The 13,926-nt window shown below is 70.7% G+C and carries 18 protein-coding genes; 7 read left to right on the top strand and 11 right to left on the bottom strand.

Going from position 1 to position 13,926, the window contains the following annotated elements:
- Nucleotides 1-520 (bottom strand): DAK2 domain-containing protein (locus ACFW2E_RS25335; RefSeq protein WP_384469370.1); only part of this gene is annotated, 520 nt, incomplete at its 3' end.
- Between the two features lie 257 nt (nt 521-777).
- Here ACFW2E_RS25335 and rpmB point away from each other — a divergent pair.
- On the top strand, nt 778-963 hold the full coding sequence (gene rpmB / locus ACFW2E_RS25340; RefSeq protein WP_009190838.1) for a 50S ribosomal protein L28: 186 nt from the start codon (nt 778-780) through the stop codon (nt 961-963).
- A gap of 112 nt (nt 964-1,075) precedes the next feature.
- Here the strand turns inward: rpmB and thiD are convergent, their stop codons facing one another.
- On the bottom strand, nt 1,076-1,861 hold the full coding sequence (gene thiD, locus ACFW2E_RS25345) for a bifunctional hydroxymethylpyrimidine kinase/phosphomethylpyrimidine kinase (protein ID WP_384469383.1): 786 nt from the start codon (nt 1,859-1,861) through the stop codon (nt 1,076-1,078).
- Between the two features lie 2 nt (nt 1,862-1,863).
- The gene (locus ACFW2E_RS25350) at nt 1,864-2,829 is read right to left on the bottom strand and encodes a thiamine-phosphate kinase (protein WP_384469371.1); all 966 of its coding nucleotides are present in this window, start codon (nt 2,827-2,829) and stop codon (nt 1,864-1,866) included.
- 206 nt (nt 2,830-3,035) lie between these two features.
- Between ACFW2E_RS25350 and ACFW2E_RS25355 the strand changes: the two genes are divergently transcribed.
- A complete protein-coding gene (locus ACFW2E_RS25355; RefSeq protein ID WP_003993216.1) occupies nt 3,036-3,269 on the top strand; it encodes an Lrp/AsnC family transcriptional regulator in 234 nt (77 codons plus the stop codon).
- A 20-nt stretch (nt 3,270-3,289) separates the two neighbouring features.
- Entirely contained in the window at nt 3,290-3,811 is a 522-nt protein-coding gene (locus ACFW2E_RS25360; RefSeq protein ID WP_384469372.1) for a DUF3515 domain-containing protein, read from the top strand.
- Nucleotides 3,812-3,977: 166 nt separating this feature from the next.
- On the opposite strand, the gene ACFW2E_RS25365 is transcribed toward ACFW2E_RS25360, so the two are convergent.
- From ACFW2E_RS25365 to ACFW2E_RS25375, 3 genes are read right to left on the bottom strand one after another with little or no spacing between them, the layout of a single operon-like run.
- Nucleotides 3,978-5,135 (bottom strand): D-alanine--D-alanine ligase family protein, encoded by a 1,158-nt coding sequence (locus ACFW2E_RS25365; protein ID WP_384469373.1) that lies wholly within the window; start codon nt 5,133-5,135, stop codon nt 3,978-3,980.
- 59 nt (nt 5,136-5,194) lie between these two features.
- The gene (locus ACFW2E_RS25370) at nt 5,195-6,205 is read right to left on the bottom strand and encodes an NAD(P)H-dependent glycerol-3-phosphate dehydrogenase (RefSeq protein WP_384469374.1); all 1,011 of its coding nucleotides are present in this window, start codon (nt 6,203-6,205) and stop codon (nt 5,195-5,197) included.
- A complete protein-coding gene (locus ACFW2E_RS25375; protein ID WP_384469375.1) occupies nt 6,202-6,972 on the bottom strand; it encodes a lysophospholipid acyltransferase family protein in 771 nt (256 codons plus the stop codon). The genes ACFW2E_RS25370 and ACFW2E_RS25375 overlap by 4 nt, the downstream gene beginning before the upstream one ends.
- Before the next feature lie 156 nt (nt 6,973-7,128).
- On the opposite strand from ACFW2E_RS25375, the gene cofC reads away from it, so the two are divergent.
- Together cofC and ACFW2E_RS25385 are read left to right on the top strand one after the other, a co-directional pair.
- The gene (gene cofC, locus ACFW2E_RS25380) at nt 7,129-7,767 is read left to right on the top strand and encodes a 2-phospho-L-lactate guanylyltransferase (RefSeq protein ID WP_384469376.1); all 639 of its coding nucleotides are present in this window, start codon (nt 7,129-7,131) and stop codon (nt 7,765-7,767) included.
- 200 nt (nt 7,768-7,967) lie between these two features.
- On the top strand, nt 7,968-8,180 hold the full coding sequence (locus ACFW2E_RS25385) for a hypothetical protein (protein WP_384469377.1): 213 nt from the start codon (nt 7,968-7,970) through the stop codon (nt 8,178-8,180).
- A 78-nt stretch (nt 8,181-8,258) separates the two neighbouring features.
- Here ACFW2E_RS25385 and ACFW2E_RS25390 read toward each other — a convergent pair whose 3' ends face one another.
- The 4 genes from ACFW2E_RS25390 to leuC form a co-directional block, all read right to left on the bottom strand.
- Entirely contained in the window at nt 8,259-8,897 is a 639-nt protein-coding gene (locus ACFW2E_RS25390) for an HU family DNA-binding protein (protein ID WP_384469378.1), read from the bottom strand.
- Between the two features lie 136 nt (nt 8,898-9,033).
- Nucleotides 9,034-9,264 (bottom strand): hypothetical protein, encoded by a 231-nt coding sequence (locus tag ACFW2E_RS25395; protein ID WP_384469379.1) that lies wholly within the window; start codon nt 9,262-9,264, stop codon nt 9,034-9,036.
- A 241-nt stretch (nt 9,265-9,505) separates the two neighbouring features.
- Complete coding sequence (gene leuD / locus ACFW2E_RS25400; protein ID WP_384469380.1) at nt 9,506-10,099, bottom strand: 3-isopropylmalate dehydratase small subunit; 594 nt, start codon at nt 10,097-10,099, stop codon at nt 9,506-9,508.
- Between the two features lie 6 nt (nt 10,100-10,105).
- Entirely contained in the window at nt 10,106-11,533 is a 1,428-nt protein-coding gene (gene leuC, locus ACFW2E_RS25405; protein WP_384469381.1) for a 3-isopropylmalate dehydratase large subunit, read from the bottom strand.
- A 197-nt stretch (nt 11,534-11,730) separates the two neighbouring features.
- Between leuC and ndgR the strand changes: the two genes are divergently transcribed.
- Nucleotides 11,731-12,447 (top strand): IclR family transcriptional regulator NdgR, encoded by a 717-nt coding sequence (gene ndgR, locus ACFW2E_RS25410; RefSeq protein WP_067301246.1) that lies wholly within the window; start codon nt 11,731-11,733, stop codon nt 12,445-12,447.
- An 86-nt stretch (nt 12,448-12,533) separates the two neighbouring features.
- On the opposite strand, the gene ACFW2E_RS25415 is transcribed toward ndgR, so the two are convergent.
- Nucleotides 12,534-12,986 carry a DUF4188 domain-containing protein gene (locus ACFW2E_RS25415; RefSeq protein ID WP_384469384.1) on the bottom strand — a complete coding sequence of 151 codons (453 nt, stop codon included), beginning with the start codon at nt 12,984-12,986 and terminating at the stop codon, nt 12,534-12,536.
- A 161-nt stretch (nt 12,987-13,147) separates the two neighbouring features.
- On the opposite strand from ACFW2E_RS25415, the gene ACFW2E_RS25420 reads away from it, so the two are divergent.
- Entirely contained in the window at nt 13,148-13,792 is a 645-nt protein-coding gene (locus tag ACFW2E_RS25420; RefSeq protein ID WP_384469382.1) for a MerR family transcriptional regulator, read from the top strand.
- Nucleotides 13,793-13,926 lie beyond the last annotated feature (134 nt).

Here is a 13,926-nt window from a genome sequence, read left to right on the forward strand (position 1 = left end):
CCCGCGCCAGCGTCCCTTTCCCCCGTGCGCGCCCTGGGGCCGGCGCGGGGGGGGCGGCGGCGACGGACTGGATCGTTCCCTCCACGGGGTGGGCCACGGCCCGGCGGGCGGAGTCCGCCGCGTGCCGCAGGGCAAGCCGCAGCCCCTGCGCGTCGGTACGAGCGGCCTCGCCGTCGGCGGCGAACACCTGGGTCATGCCGCGCAGCAGCTGCGCGAGAATCGTCCCCGAGTTGCCCTGTGCCCCGATGAGGGCACCATGCGCCATGGCGTGCACGGCGTCGGCCAGCGACGGCCCCCCGCCCTCCGGCGGGCCCGCCTCGTACCCGGCGAACACAGCCTCGACCGCCCCCGCGGCCGACTCCAGGGTCAGGTACAGGTTCGTGCCGGTGTCACCGTCCGCCACCGGGTAGACGTTGATCGCGTCGATCTCCTCGCGCGCCTGTCCCAGCGCCCGGAGCGCGAGGCCGCACCAGGTGCGCACCGCGAGAGCATCGAAGAATGTCTGCGGCACCTGCGCCACCTGCGCCTCCCTGAGCTGCTGGACGTCGGACGCAGCGTAGACCCCGGGCCGGTGTTCGCCGGAAGAGGGCCGGGAGCGGGCCCCTGAGCTGCCATGGTAGTTTCGTTCTACGGGCGCAGCCGTTGTATGCTGCTCCGGTTGCCCGATCCGATCGGGCCATTCCCCTGGCAACGCCACTCAAGATCTCAGGTTCTAGGATCTCGACCCCGGCATGCCGGGATCAACCGTAAGTGCATCTGAAGTCTTTGGAGTGACCCGTGGCTGCCAACTGCGACGTCTGCGGCAAGGGGCCGGGCTTCGGCAACAACATCTCGTTTTCGCACCGCCGTACGTCCCGTCGCTGGAACCCCAACATCCAGCGTGTGCGTACCGTGGTCGGCGGGACGCCGAAGCGCGTGAATGCTTGCACCTCGTGCATCAAGGCCGGCAAGGTCTCGCGCTGACGCACAGCTAAGCGCGCGGCCACTGCTGGTTCGCTGCATGGAGCCGGTCCACCTTCTGGTGGGCCGGCTTTTTGCCGTGCCGACGGCAATGGTGTCCCGGTTCAGGGCCTGATCACCCCCTGAACCGCCACGCGTGATCCACCGGCCCGATCCCCCCGCCCAGCGCGAACCCGCCCGCGATCGCCCCGGTGACGTACTCCTTGGCCCCGGTGACCGCGTCCGGCACGGAGAGCCCCCCGGCCAGGCCCGCCGCGATCGCGGACGCGAGGGTGCAGCCCGTGCCGTGCGTGTGCCGGTTGTCGTGCCGCGGCGCCCGCAGCCAGTGCTCCTCGCGGCCGTCGGTGAGCAGGTCCACGGCCTCGCCGGGCAGATGGCCGCCCTTGATCAGCGCCCACCGCGGCCCGTACGCCAGCACCGCCGCGGCGGCCTCCCGCAGCCCCTCCTCCGACTCGACCCGCACCCCCGTGAGTTGGGCCACCTCGTCGAGGTTCGGGGTGGCCACAGTGGCCACCGGCAGCAGCCTCGTACGCACCGAGTCCAGCGCGGAGGCGGCCAGCAGCGGGTCCCCGTGCTTGGAGACGCCCACCGGGTCCACGACGGCCGGAGCGTCCGTGTCGCCGATCAATCCGGCCACCTCCTCGACCAGTTCGGCCGAGGCGAGCATGCCGGTCTTCACGGCCTGTACGCCGATGTCGTCGACCACACTGCGGTACTGGGCCCGCACCGCCTCCACCGGCAGCTCCCAGGCCCCCTGCACGCCGAGGGAGTTCTGCGCGGTCACCGCCGTGATCACACTCATGCCGTGCACGCCGAGGGCGAGCATCGTCTTCAGGTCGGCCTGAATGCCCGCGCCGCCCCCGGAGTCGGAGCCGGCGACGGTCAGGACCCTCGGCGGCACGCTCACGACTCGATGTCCCCGAAGTGGTCCCAACCGCCCTTGCTGGTCCACGGCGCCCCGTCGACCGTCACCTGGGGCAGCGCCGAGGGGTTGAGGACCTCGCCGATGACCTTCCAGCGGGCCGGCAGCTTCACGTCCGGCGGGAAGGTCGCCACGATCGCGTGGTCCTCTCCCCCGGTCAGCACCCACTGGATCGGGTCGACGCCGACGGCCTGCCCGATGTCGTTCATCTGGGTCGGGATGTCGATCGCGCCGGAGCGGATGTCGATGCGGACCTTGCTGGCCTCCGCGATGTGCCCGAGGTCGGCGATCAGCCCGTCGCTCACGTCGCACATCGCGGTCGCGCCGAGCCCGGCGGCCGCGGGGCCCGCGTGGTACGGCGGCTCGGGGCGGCGGTGGGCCTCGACGAAGGCCCGCGGCGAGCGGAAACCCCGGGACAGCACCGCGTATCCGGCCGCGGACCAGCCCAGCCAGCCCGTCACCGCCACGATGTCGCCGGGCTGCGCGCCGGCCCGGGTCACCGGCTCCTGGTTGCGCAGATCGCCGAGCGCGGTGATCGACACCATGATCGTGTCGCCCCGCACGACGTCTCCGCCGACCACCGAGGCGCCCGCGACCTGGCACTCGTCGCGCAGGCCGTCCATGAGCTCGCTGGGCCAGGTGACCGGGAGTTCGGCCGGGACGACCAGGCCGAGCAGCAGCGCGGTCGGCACGGCGCCCATGGCGGCGATGTCCGCGAGGTTCTGCGCGGCCGCCTTGCGCCCGACGTCGTACGCCGTGGACCAGTCGCGGCGGAAGTGCCGTCCCTCCAGGAGGATGTCGGTACTCGCCACCACCCGGCGGTCGGGCGCGGCGACCACCGCGGCGTCGTCGCCGGGGCCGACCCGGACCACCGGGGTGGTCGTCAGACGGGAGGTGAGCTCCCTGATGAGCCCGAATTCCCCGAGCTCACCAACAGTGCCCTTCATTGCCCTTTCGCCCCTTCTGTGCCTGTCCGTACCGGCTCGCGCGTCTTCATCGTCCCCGATACGGTCGAGGTGACCGTCAACTTCTGCCGTGCCCGAACCCCGGCGCGCAAGGCCCGGTTCCCGCGGGTCTCCCCGCGGCGAGCGGCGACGCGATACCGTGGCGTTCCTTTTCCCCACATGATCCTCGTGGCCGCCCTGGAGGTTCCGTGGTACAGGCGTACATCCTGATCCAGACGGAGGTCGGCAAGGCGTCGACCGTCGCCGAGACGATCAGCAAGATCCCTGGAGTTCTCCAGGCCGAGGACGTCACAGGACCGTACGACGTCATCGTGCGCGCGCAAGCCGACACCGTCGACGACCTCGGTCGCATGGTGGTCGCGAAGGTCCAGCAAGTGGACGGCATCACCCGCACCCTGACCTGCCCGGTCGTGCATCTGTAGCCCCCGTCTACCCTTGGTCGGTGAACATCTTCCGTCACCGGCGCCGCGCCCTCGCGGGGCCGTCCCTGCTCACCCTGCTGTTCACCGTCGCGGGCTGCTCCTCAGCAGACGACGGTGCCGCCGTCACGGTTCCCACCCCCGACGCGAAGACGGCCAGGATCTGCCGGAACCTGCACGAGGTGCTGCCGAAGAAGCTGGACGGACGGAGCCGCAACGACCCCGAGCCCCGGTCCGCCTACACGGCGGGCTGGGGAAGCCCGGCGATCATACTGCGCTGCGGTATCACGCGGCCGCCGAAGATGATCGACCCCAAGGTGGCCCGCGGCGACGACCCCGACGCGATCGGCGGCGGGGTTGACGGCGTGGACTGGCTGATGGAGAAGCAGGGCGACGGAACGCTGCACCTCACCACGGCGAACCGCGAGGCCTATGTGCAGTTGGTCCTGCCCGGGGGGCTGACCGACGACAGCGCCGCCGTGCTCACCGGCATGGCCGCGGCCGTGAAGAAGGCGGTCCCCGTGGGGACCGCCTCCATGACCTGACGGCCACGGCCGTCCCCCGGCGGCCAGGCCCTGTCGTCGAATCCCCGCCTGCCCCGCGACGCCATGCACGCTCCCCCGAGCTGTCGGCTTCGCTCGAGCAGGCGGGACCCTCATGACGCCGCCGGGCCCGCCCTTCGGGCGGGCGACGGGGATGTGACGACAGGACCTACCGCAGGCCGGTCGAGCGGCGCAGGGCCGCCTGCACCAGCCGGTCCACCAGTTCCGGGTAGCTGATCCCGGTCGCCTGCCACATCTGCGGGTACATCGAGATCGGCGTGAAGCCGGGCATCGTGTTGATCTCGTTGATCACGAACTCGCCGTCCTCGGTGAGGAAGAAGTCCGCGCGGACCAGGCCCTCGCAGGCGGCCGCGTCGAAGGCGTCCACCGCGAGCCGCCGCACTTCGGCGGTCTCCTCGTCGGTCAGCGGGGCCGGGACGATGCCGGGCGTGGAGTCGATGTACTTGGCCTCGAAGTCGTAGTACGCGTGCTCCGAGGGCGGCGGGATCTCGGCGGGGACGGAGGCCCGGGGGCCGTCCTCGAACTCCAGGACGCCGCACTCGATCTCGCGGCCGCGCACCGCGGCCTCCACGAGGATCTTGGGGTCGTGGCGCTGGGCCTCGGCGATCGCCTCGTCGAGACCGGAGATGTCGTCGACCTTGGTGATGCCGATCGACGAGCCCGCGCGCGCGGGCTTCACGAACAGCGGCCAGCCGTGCTCGCCGGCGAAGTCGATGACCTTCTTGCGGGCGGCGGACTCGTCCTGCTGCCACTCGCGGGGCCTGACCACCACGTACGGGCCGACCTTGAGCCCGAAGGAGGTGAACACCCGCTTCATGTACTCCTTGTCCTGGCCGACGGCCGAGGCCAGGACGCCCGAGCCCACGTACGGGACGCCGGAGAGCTCCAGGAGGCCCTGGAGGGTGCCGTCCTCGCCGTAGGGGCCGTGCAGCACCGGGAAGACCACGTCGACCTCGCCGAGGGCCTTGGGCACGGATCCGGGCTCGCTGTAGACGACCTCGCGGTTGGCGGGGTCGACGGGGAGCACCACGCCGCCCTCGCTGGACTCCGCGAGCTCCTCGACACTCGGGGTGCGGCGGTCGGTGATGGCCATCCGGTCCGGCTCGTCCGCGGTGAGCGCCCAACGGCCGTCCCGGGTGATGCCGATCGGGAGGACGTCGTACTTCGTCCGGTCGATGGCCCGCAGTACGGCGCCGGCGGTGACCACGGAGATCCCGTGTTCGGAGCTGCGCCCGCCGAACACGACGGCCACGCGCGGCTTGCGGGACGGCTGCTCAGGGCTCTGGGGGAGGTTCTCGGTGCTCATATCGGGTTGAGAGTACCCGGTGGTAGGGCCCCGAGACAGCGTCCGACGAGCGGGATCGCTCAGCGTCGCTCGGGCTTCGCGCTGCGCGACATCAGCTCCTTGAGGGCGACGACCGGCGGCTTGCCCTCGTGCACGATGTCCACGACCGTCTCCGTGATGGGCATCTCGACGCCGTGCCGGCGGGCCAGATCCGCCACGGACTCGCAGGACTTGACGCCCTCGGCGGTCTGCTTGGTGACCGCGATGGTCTCCTGCAGGGTCATGCCCTTGCCGAGGTTGGTGCCGAAGGTGTGGTTGCGGGAGAGCGGCGAGGAGCAGGTGGCCACCAGGTCGCCCAGGCCGGCGAGTCCGGAAAAGGTCAGCGGGTCGGCGCCCAGGGCCAGGCCGAGCCGGGTGGTCTCGGCGAGCCCGCGCGTGATGAGCGAGCCCTTGGCGTTGTCGCCGAGCCCCATGCCGTCGGCGATGCCGACCGCGAGCCCGATCACGTTCTTGACCGCGCCGCCGAGTTCGCAGCCGACGACGTCGGTGTTGGTGTACGGGCGGAAGTACGGGGTGTGGCAGGCGGCCTGGAGCCGCCGGGCGACGGCCTCGTCGGTACAGGCGACCACGGCGGCCGCGGGCATCCGGGCGGCGATCTCCCTGGCCAGGTTGGGCCCGGTGACCACGGCGATCCGGTCCCGGCCGACCTTGGCGACGTCCTCGATGACCTCGCTCATCCGCATGGTGGAACCGAGCTCGACGCCCTTCATGAGGGAGACCAGAACGGTGTCGGGCGCGAGCAGCGGAACCCATTCCGCGAGGTTGGCGCGCAGCGTCTGGGAGGGGACCGAGAGGACCGTGAAGTCGGCGCCGGCAGCGGCCTCGGCCGGGTCGGTGGTGGCCCGCAGGTTCTCCGGGAGCTCGACGCCCGGCAGGTAGTCGGGGTTCGTCCGGGTGGAGTTGATCGCCTGCGCGACCTCCGCCCGGCGCGCCCACAGGGTGACCTCGCAGCCCGCGTCGGCGAGCACCATGCCGAAGGCCGTGCCCCACGAACCGGCGCTGAAGACCGCCGCCTTGACCGGCTTGCTCACTTGCTCTGCCCCTCTGCCTGCCTGCCCTGCGTCTGCTCCTGGGTCCGGCGCCGCTGCTCGATCCGCTCCCGGCGCGGGTCGTAGGGCGTCTCGGGCGCCTTCTCGCCGCGGATCTCCTCCAGCAGGCGGGTGATGGCGGCCATGATGACCTCGGTGGCCTCCTTGAGGAGCTCCGGGGTCATCTCCTGGCCGTAGAAGCGCGACAGGTCGACCGGCGGGCCCGCGAGGACGCGGTGCGTCTTGCGCGGCCAGAGGTGGGGCTTCTTGGCGTACGGCGGCAGCAGTTCGTTGGCGCCCCACTGGGCGACCGGGATGACCGGGCACTTGGTCTGCAGCGCGACGCGCGCGGCACCGGTCTTGCCGGTCATGGGCCAGCCGTTCGGGTCGCGGGTGAGGGTGCCCTCGGGGTAGAAGGCGACGCACTCGCCACGCTGCACCGCGTCGATCGCGGCCCGGAAGGCGCTGAGCGCGTCGCTGCTCTCGCGGTAGACGGGGATCTGTCCGGTACCGCGCATCGCGGCTCCGACGAATCCCTTCTTGAAAAGCCCGCTCTTCGCCAGGAATCGCGGAACCCGTCCGGTGTTGTACTGATAGTGCGCGTACGCGAAGGGGTCCACGTGGGAATTGTGGTTCACCGCGGTGATAAATCCGCCATCGGCCGGAATGTGTTCCATTCCACGCCAGTCCCGCTTGATCAGAACCACCAGCGGCGGTTTGCAGAGGACCGCTGCGAAGCGGTACCAGAACCCGATTCTGCGGCGGGACACACGGACACCTTCCTCTAGGACTTCCACCCGGGGCCCGGGGGCCGCACAAGTGTCGCCCCGGGCTGCCGGTCTGTCGAGAACACCGTACGCCTCAAGACCGGAAGCGCCCGATGACCCGGGTGACAATGACCGCAACAAGAGAGGGACGGTACGTCGGTGCAGTGGACCTTGGTCATACCCCTCAAGCCCTTGGCGCGGGCCAAGAGCAGGCTCTCGGACACCGCCGCCGACGGGCTGCGCCCGGGACTGGCCCTCGCGTTCGCGCAGGACACGGTGGCCGCCGCGCTGGCCTGCGCGGGGGTCGGGGATGTGGCGGTCGTCACGGACGACGAACTGGCCGGCCGTGAGCTGGCCGCGCTGGGCGCCCGAATCGTCCCGGACGAGCCGGGGGGCGGCCTGAACGCCGCCCTGGCGCACGGAGCGGGCGTCGTACGGTCCTCGCGCCCCCGAACTCCGGTGGCCGCCCTGAACGCCGATCTGCCGGCGCTGCGCCCCGCGGAATTGTCCGAGGTGCTCGGCGCGGCGGCGGAATTCCCGCGCGCTTTTCTCGCCGATGCGGCAGCAATCGGCACCACCCTGCTGGCGGCGGCTCCCGGCCGGGAATTGCATCCGGCATTCGGCGCGGATTCCCGGGCGCGGCACCGCGCCTCGGGGGCCGTGGAACTCCGGCTCGACGCGGTGGACTCCGTACGGCAGGACGTGGACACCGGCGAGGACCTGCGGGCGGCGCTGGCGCTCGGGGTGGGACCGCATACGGCGGCGGTTTCGGCGGGCTTGCTGATTCCGGGGTCCTGAGGCGCCCGGTGCGGGGGGCCGGGGGTCCATGGGACCGCTCCGGAGCCGAGGGCCACCACAACCGCCCGGGGACGCCCAACCGTGTCGACATGCGGCTCCGCCGCGTGGGCGCGACCAGGCACGACGTACCCGCACCCGGCAGCCGTCCCACAGGCCCGACGGCGCGACTCCGCGTACCAGCGGGCATTAGGCTGGCCGTCATGCAGGCGACCGCATACACGTACGACCCCGAGACCCGCAGCGGCCAGGTGCTGCTCGACGACGGCACCCCGGTGCCCTTCGACGCGGCGGCGTTCGACGCGGGGGGCCTGAGGCTGCTGCGGCCGGGTCAGCGGGTGCGGATCGAGGCGGAACCGGCGCGGGGCGCCGGAGAGGGCCTGCGCATCACGCTGGTGACCCTGCAGACGTTCTGAGCGTCCGCCCGGACACGCCGCGGGCCGGGCTCCCGAGGGAGTCCGGCCCGGCGCATGAGTATCCCCGTGCGGTCGCGGCTAGCGGGCGGTGGCCTTCTTGGCGGTGGTCTTGCGTGCAGCCGACTTCTTGGCCGGGGCCTTCTTGGCCGTGACCTTCTTGGCCGGGGCCTTCTTGGCGGCGGTCTTCTTGGCGGTCGCCGTGGTCTTCTTCGCGGCGGCGGTGGTCTTCTTGGCCGTCGTCTTCTTCGCCGTGGTCTTCTTCGCGGCGGCGGTGGTCTTCTTGGCCGTCGTCTTCTTCGCCGTGGTCTTCTTCGCGGCGGCCGTGGCCTTCTTGGCCGTCGTCTTCTTCGCGGCGGCCTTCTTGACCGTGGCGGCGGCGCCGCCGGTCAGGCTGCCCTTGGGCGCCTTCTTGACGGCGACCTCTCCGCCGCGCGGGAGCTTCTTCGAACCGCTCACCAGGTCCTTGAAGCCCTGACCGGCGCGGAAGCGCGGAACGGAGGTCTTCTTGACCCGAACCCGCTCGCCCGTCTGGGGGTTGCGGGCGTAGCGGGCGGGGCGGTCCACCTTCTCGAAGGACCCGAAGCCGGTGACCGAGACCCGGTCTCCGCCGACGACCGCGCGGACGATGGCGTCCAGGACCGCGTCGACAGCATCGGCGGCCTGCTGGCGGCCGCCCATCTTGTCGGCAATCGCTTCTACGAGCTGCGCCTTGTTCACGTCTTCCCCTTCGGAGACATCGCCAGAACGAAAGTGTTCAAGCTTTTTCGCACGTTAGGCAGATATATACCGCAAATCAAACACGAAACGGGCTTATCACCCTTGTGCCGCAACGGACTCGGCTGTCTCGGACGGTTCAGCGTTCCTCGTCGGGGAGTCGACCCTCGTCGAGGTCCTCCATGAACCGCTCCAGACGCCTTGCCGCAGCGGCGAGATCGTGCTTGGCCGCGGCCGTAATGACCAGCAGTTTCCGGGTCAGCGCCATCCGTACGCCCTCCGGGACTTGCAGTGCACGCACTCTTGTGTGCGCTTCCTTCAGTTGGTCCGCGACCGCCGCATAGAGCTCGAGTTGGCCGTCGTGTTCCATGCACAGATTGTGCCATCTGGGGCGAGTTGTCGCCTGCGCAGGGTGCAACTGCCGCCTCAAATGGCTTTCCGGGCACTTGCCAAGGTCACGATCACAGCACTCACGTACCCGGGCAACAGCCTTACTAACGTGGGAAGTTGACCGGACCTGCGGGAAAGCCCGAGGCCGTTCGGGCCCAGACATGGCTGTACCCCCAATCGTGGCGATCGGGGGTACAGAAGGGGGTTCGCGGTGGCCGAAATCAGACCTGGAGCGTCCTCGGCTTGTACGAGGGGCGCTTGGTCTCGTACGCCGCGATGTCGGCCTCGTTCTGGAGGGTGATGGAGATGTCGTCCAGGCCGTTCAGCAGCCGCCAGCGGGAGTTCTCGTCCAGCTCGAAGGAGGCGGTGACGCCCTCGGCGCGCACCTCGCGGGCCTCCAGGTCGACCGTGATCTCGGCCTGCGGGTCCTTCTCGGTGAGCTCCCACAGCGCGTCCACGGTCTGCTGCTCCAGAACCACCGTGAGCAGGCCGTTCTTCAGCGAGTTGCCCCGGAAGATGTCGGCGAAACGGGACGAGATCACCGTCTTGAAGCCGTAGTTCTGCAGCGCCCAGACGGCGTGCTCACGGGAGGAGCCGGTACCGAAGTCGGGCCCGGCGACCAGGACGGTCGCGCCCTGCCGCTCGGGGCGGTTGAGCACGAACTCCGGGTCCTTGCGCCAGGCCTCGAACAGGCCGTCCTCGAACCCGTCCCGGGTCACCTTCTTGAGCCAGTGAGCAGGGATGATCTGGTCGGTGTCGACATTGCTGCGGCGCAGCGGTACGGCCCGGCCGGTGTGGGTGGTGAATGCTTCCATGACTGATCAGACTCCAGCGGGCGCGGGGGTGTCGGCGGACAGGTCGGCGGGGGACGCCAGGTGGCCCAGGACGGCCGTGGCGGCCGCGACCTGCGGCGACACCAGGTGGGTGCGTCCGCCCTTGCCCTGCCGGCCCTCGAAGTTGCGGTTGGAGGTGGACGCGGAGCGCTCACCGGGGGCCAGCTGGTCCGGGTTCATGCCCAGGCACATAGAACAGCCCGCGTGCCGCCATTCGGCGCCGGCCTCCTTGAAGACCACGTCCAGACCCTCGGAGACGGCCTGCAGGCCCACGCGCGCGGAGCCCGGGACGACCAGCATCCGTACGCCGTCGGCGACTTTGCGGTCCTTCAGGATGTCGGCGGCGGCGCGCAGGTCCTCGATGCGGCCGTTGGTGCAGGAGCCTACGAAGACGGTGTCCACCTTGATGGAGCGCAGCGGCTGACCGGCCTCCAACCCCATGTATTCCAGGGCCTTTTCGGCGGCCAGGCGCTCCGAAGCGTCTTCGTACGAAGCCGGATCGGGGACGGACGCCGAAAGCGGCGCGCCCTGGCCGGGGTTGGTGCCCCAGGTGACGAACGGTGACAGCGCGGCGGCGTCGATGCGGACCTCGGCGTCGAAGACCGCGTCCTCGTCCGTCCTCAGGGTCTTCCAGTACGCGACGGCCGCGTCCCAGTCCTCGCCCTCGGGGGCGTGCGGACGGCCCTTGAGGTACTCGAAGGTGGTCTCGTCGGGGGCGATCATGCCGGCGCGGGCGCCCGCCTCGATCGACATGTTGCAGATGGTCATGCGGGCCTCCATCGAGAGCTTCTCGATGGCGGAGCCGCGGTACTCCAGGATGTAGCCCTGGCCGCCGCCCGTACCGATCTTGGCGATGATCGCCAGGATCAGGTCCTTGGCGGTGACGCCCTCGGGCAGTTCGCCGTCGACCGTGATGGCCATGGTCTTCGGGCGCGCCAGCGGCAGCGTCTGGGTGGCCAGCACGTGCTCCACCTGGGAGGTGCCGATACCGAACGCGAGCGCGCCGAAGGCGCCGTGCGTGGAGGTGTGCGAGTCGCCGCAGACGACCGTCGTCCCGGGCTGGGTCAGGCCCAGCTGCGGGCCGACGACGTGCACGACGCCCTGCTCGACGTCACCCAGCGGGTGCAGCCGCACGCCGAACTCGGCGCAGTTCTTGCGCAGGGTCTCCAGCTGGGCGCGGGAGACCGGGTCCGCGATCGGTTTGTCGATGTCGAGGGTCGGGGTGTTGTGGTCCTCGGTCGCGATGGTGAGGTCGAGACGGCGCACCTCGCGGCCGTTCTGACGCAGACCGTCGAAGGCCTGGGGGCTGGTCACCTCGTGCAGCAGGTGCAGATCGATGAAGAGGAGGTCGGGCTCGCCCTCGGCGCGCCGGACGACATGGTCGTCCCAGACCTTCTCCGCGAGTGTCCTACCCATCGCTTTCCCTCCGGCCGGCGACAACGCGACGGCCCAACTAGAGATCTTGGGGAAGCGGTGCCCGCACCCCTGTGTTCCCGGGCAACCGCCACCAGGCCCTTTCGTCACGGGCCGCTGTGACTTCCTGCCATCAAGAGTGGCGGGTTCCACGGAAAATTGAACTTGCGTTTCACAGAGTGAGACGGGAATATCGTTTCATGGACAACAGTAGCGGCGTCGGCGTTCTGGACAAGGCAGCCCTTGTCCTCAGCGCCCTGGAGTCCGGTCCGGCCACCCTCGCGGGTCTGGTCGGGGCCACCGGACTGGCAAGACCCACGGCCCACCGGCTGGCCGTGGCACTGGAACACCACCGCATGGTGGCGCGCGACATGCAGGGCAGGTTCATCCTCGGCCCCCGGCTCTCGGAGCTGGCCGCGGCGGCGGGCGAGGACCGTCTGCTGGCCACGGCGGGCCCGGTGCTCACGCATCTGCGGGACGTCACCGGCGAGAGCGCGCAGCTCTACCGGCGCCAGGGTGACATGCGTATCTGCGTGGCGGCGGCGGAACGGCTGTCCGGCCTTCGGGACACGGTCCCGGTCGGCTCCACGCTCACGATGAAGGCGGGCTCGTCCGCGCAGATCCTGCTCGCCTGGGAGGAGCCGGAGCGGCTGCACCGGGGCCTGCAGGGCGCCCGCTTCACGGCGACGGCCCTGTCGGGCGTGCGGCGCCGCGGCTGGGCCCAGTCCATCGGCGAGCGGGAGCCGGGCGTCGCGTCCGTCTCCGCGCCCGTGCGCGGCCCGTCCAACCGCGTGGTGGCGGCGGTGTCCGTCTCCGGCCCCATCGAGCGGCTGACACGCCACCCGGGCCGCATGCACGCCCAGGCGGTCATCGACGCCGCCGGCCGCCTCTCCGAGGCGCTGCGCCGCTCCGGCTGAACCTGCGCCGAACCTCCGGGTACATCACCGGGGAGGGCCCGCCCCAACGCCGCGGCGAGCCCTCCCCGGTCCCCGTACCCCCTGCTTCAGACGGTCTTCCCGGGCTCCGGCTCCCGCCGCGAGCGGTACGCGAACCGGTCCTTGGCATAGCGGCCCCGCCGCTCCAGCGGCACCTGTCCGTGCGCCGCCGCCAGTCCGAAGGCCGGCATGTCGCCGTAGACGGACTCGTACGACCCCTCCGGCACCACATAGGTCTCGTGCCAGATACCCACGTGCCCGCGCACCTTCCCGGCCTTCTCCTTGCGGTTGACCAGCGCCCAGGCCCGGTGGTGGAAGGCGTCGGGCGCGGTCGCGTACGCGTAGAGCTTCTCCTTGGACTCCCAGTACTGGACGACGTAGTACGTCCGCGGCGAGGCGGTCAGCAGGATCCGCCCCAGCAGTCCCCGGCTCCCGTCGCGACCAAGCTCCCCGAGCATGCGCAGCATCGACAACAGGACCGGAAGCCACTGGTGCACCGCCCAGAAGTGGTTGATCCGCATGCCGATCAGCAGGACCACCACATCACCTTCTGCCGCTGCCGTGGTGCGGCCCAAAGCCGGTCTGGCGAACACGGCGACCCCTCTCGCCCTCAATCGGATAGCAGCACTATCCATCTGTTCGGTGCTTGGATAGTGGCACTTCCCAAGGAGAGGCGCAAGACATGCGGCTTGCCGAGCTGAGCGAGCGCAGCGGTGTGTCCACCGCGACGATCAAGTACTACCTGCGCGAAGGGCTGTTGCCGCCGGGCCGCCAGGTCAACGCGACGACCGCGGAGTACGACGAGGAGCATCTGCGTCGGCTGCGTCTGGTGCGGGCGATGATCCAGGTCGGGCGGGTGCCGGTGGCGACGGTGCGGGAAGTGCTGGGGCACGTCGACGACGACTCGCTGGGCCGCACGATCCGCCTCGGCGCCGCGCTGTGGGCGCTGCCGCAGGTCTCCGAGCCGGACACGGAGGACGAGTTCGTGCAGGCCGCGCACCGCGAGACGGAGGAGCTGCTGGACACGCTCGGCTGGTCGAACGCCAAGCTGCTCACCACCATCTCCCCCGCGTACCGCTCCCTCGTGGTGGCGGTGGCCGCGTTCCGGCGGCTCGGCTACGACTGGGACTCCGAACTGCTCGTGTCCTACGCCCGGTTGATGCATCAGGCGGCCGTGCTCGACCTGGACTTCGTGGAGCGGCACACATCAGAGGCCGAGAAGATCGAGACGGCGCTACTGGGGGCGATCCTCACCGAGCCGATGCTGCAGGCGCTCCACCGGCTGGCGCAGGAGGAGGAGTCGGCGCGGCGGTACGGGTTCGAGTAACACCGAAGGGGCCCCCCCCCCGGTGGGGGGCGGCGGGTTGTTTTAACACCCCCCCCGGATAAACCGCGCGAACCCCCAGATTTTGGGGGGGGGGGTGCCCCCACACAAAACCGGGCGGGGGATGAAGGTTTAGC

The sequence above is a fragment of the Streptomyces sp. NPDC058964 genome (genome assembly GCF_042741275.1).
GTDB lineage: Bacteria > Actinomycetota > Actinomycetes > Streptomycetales > Streptomycetaceae > Streptomyces.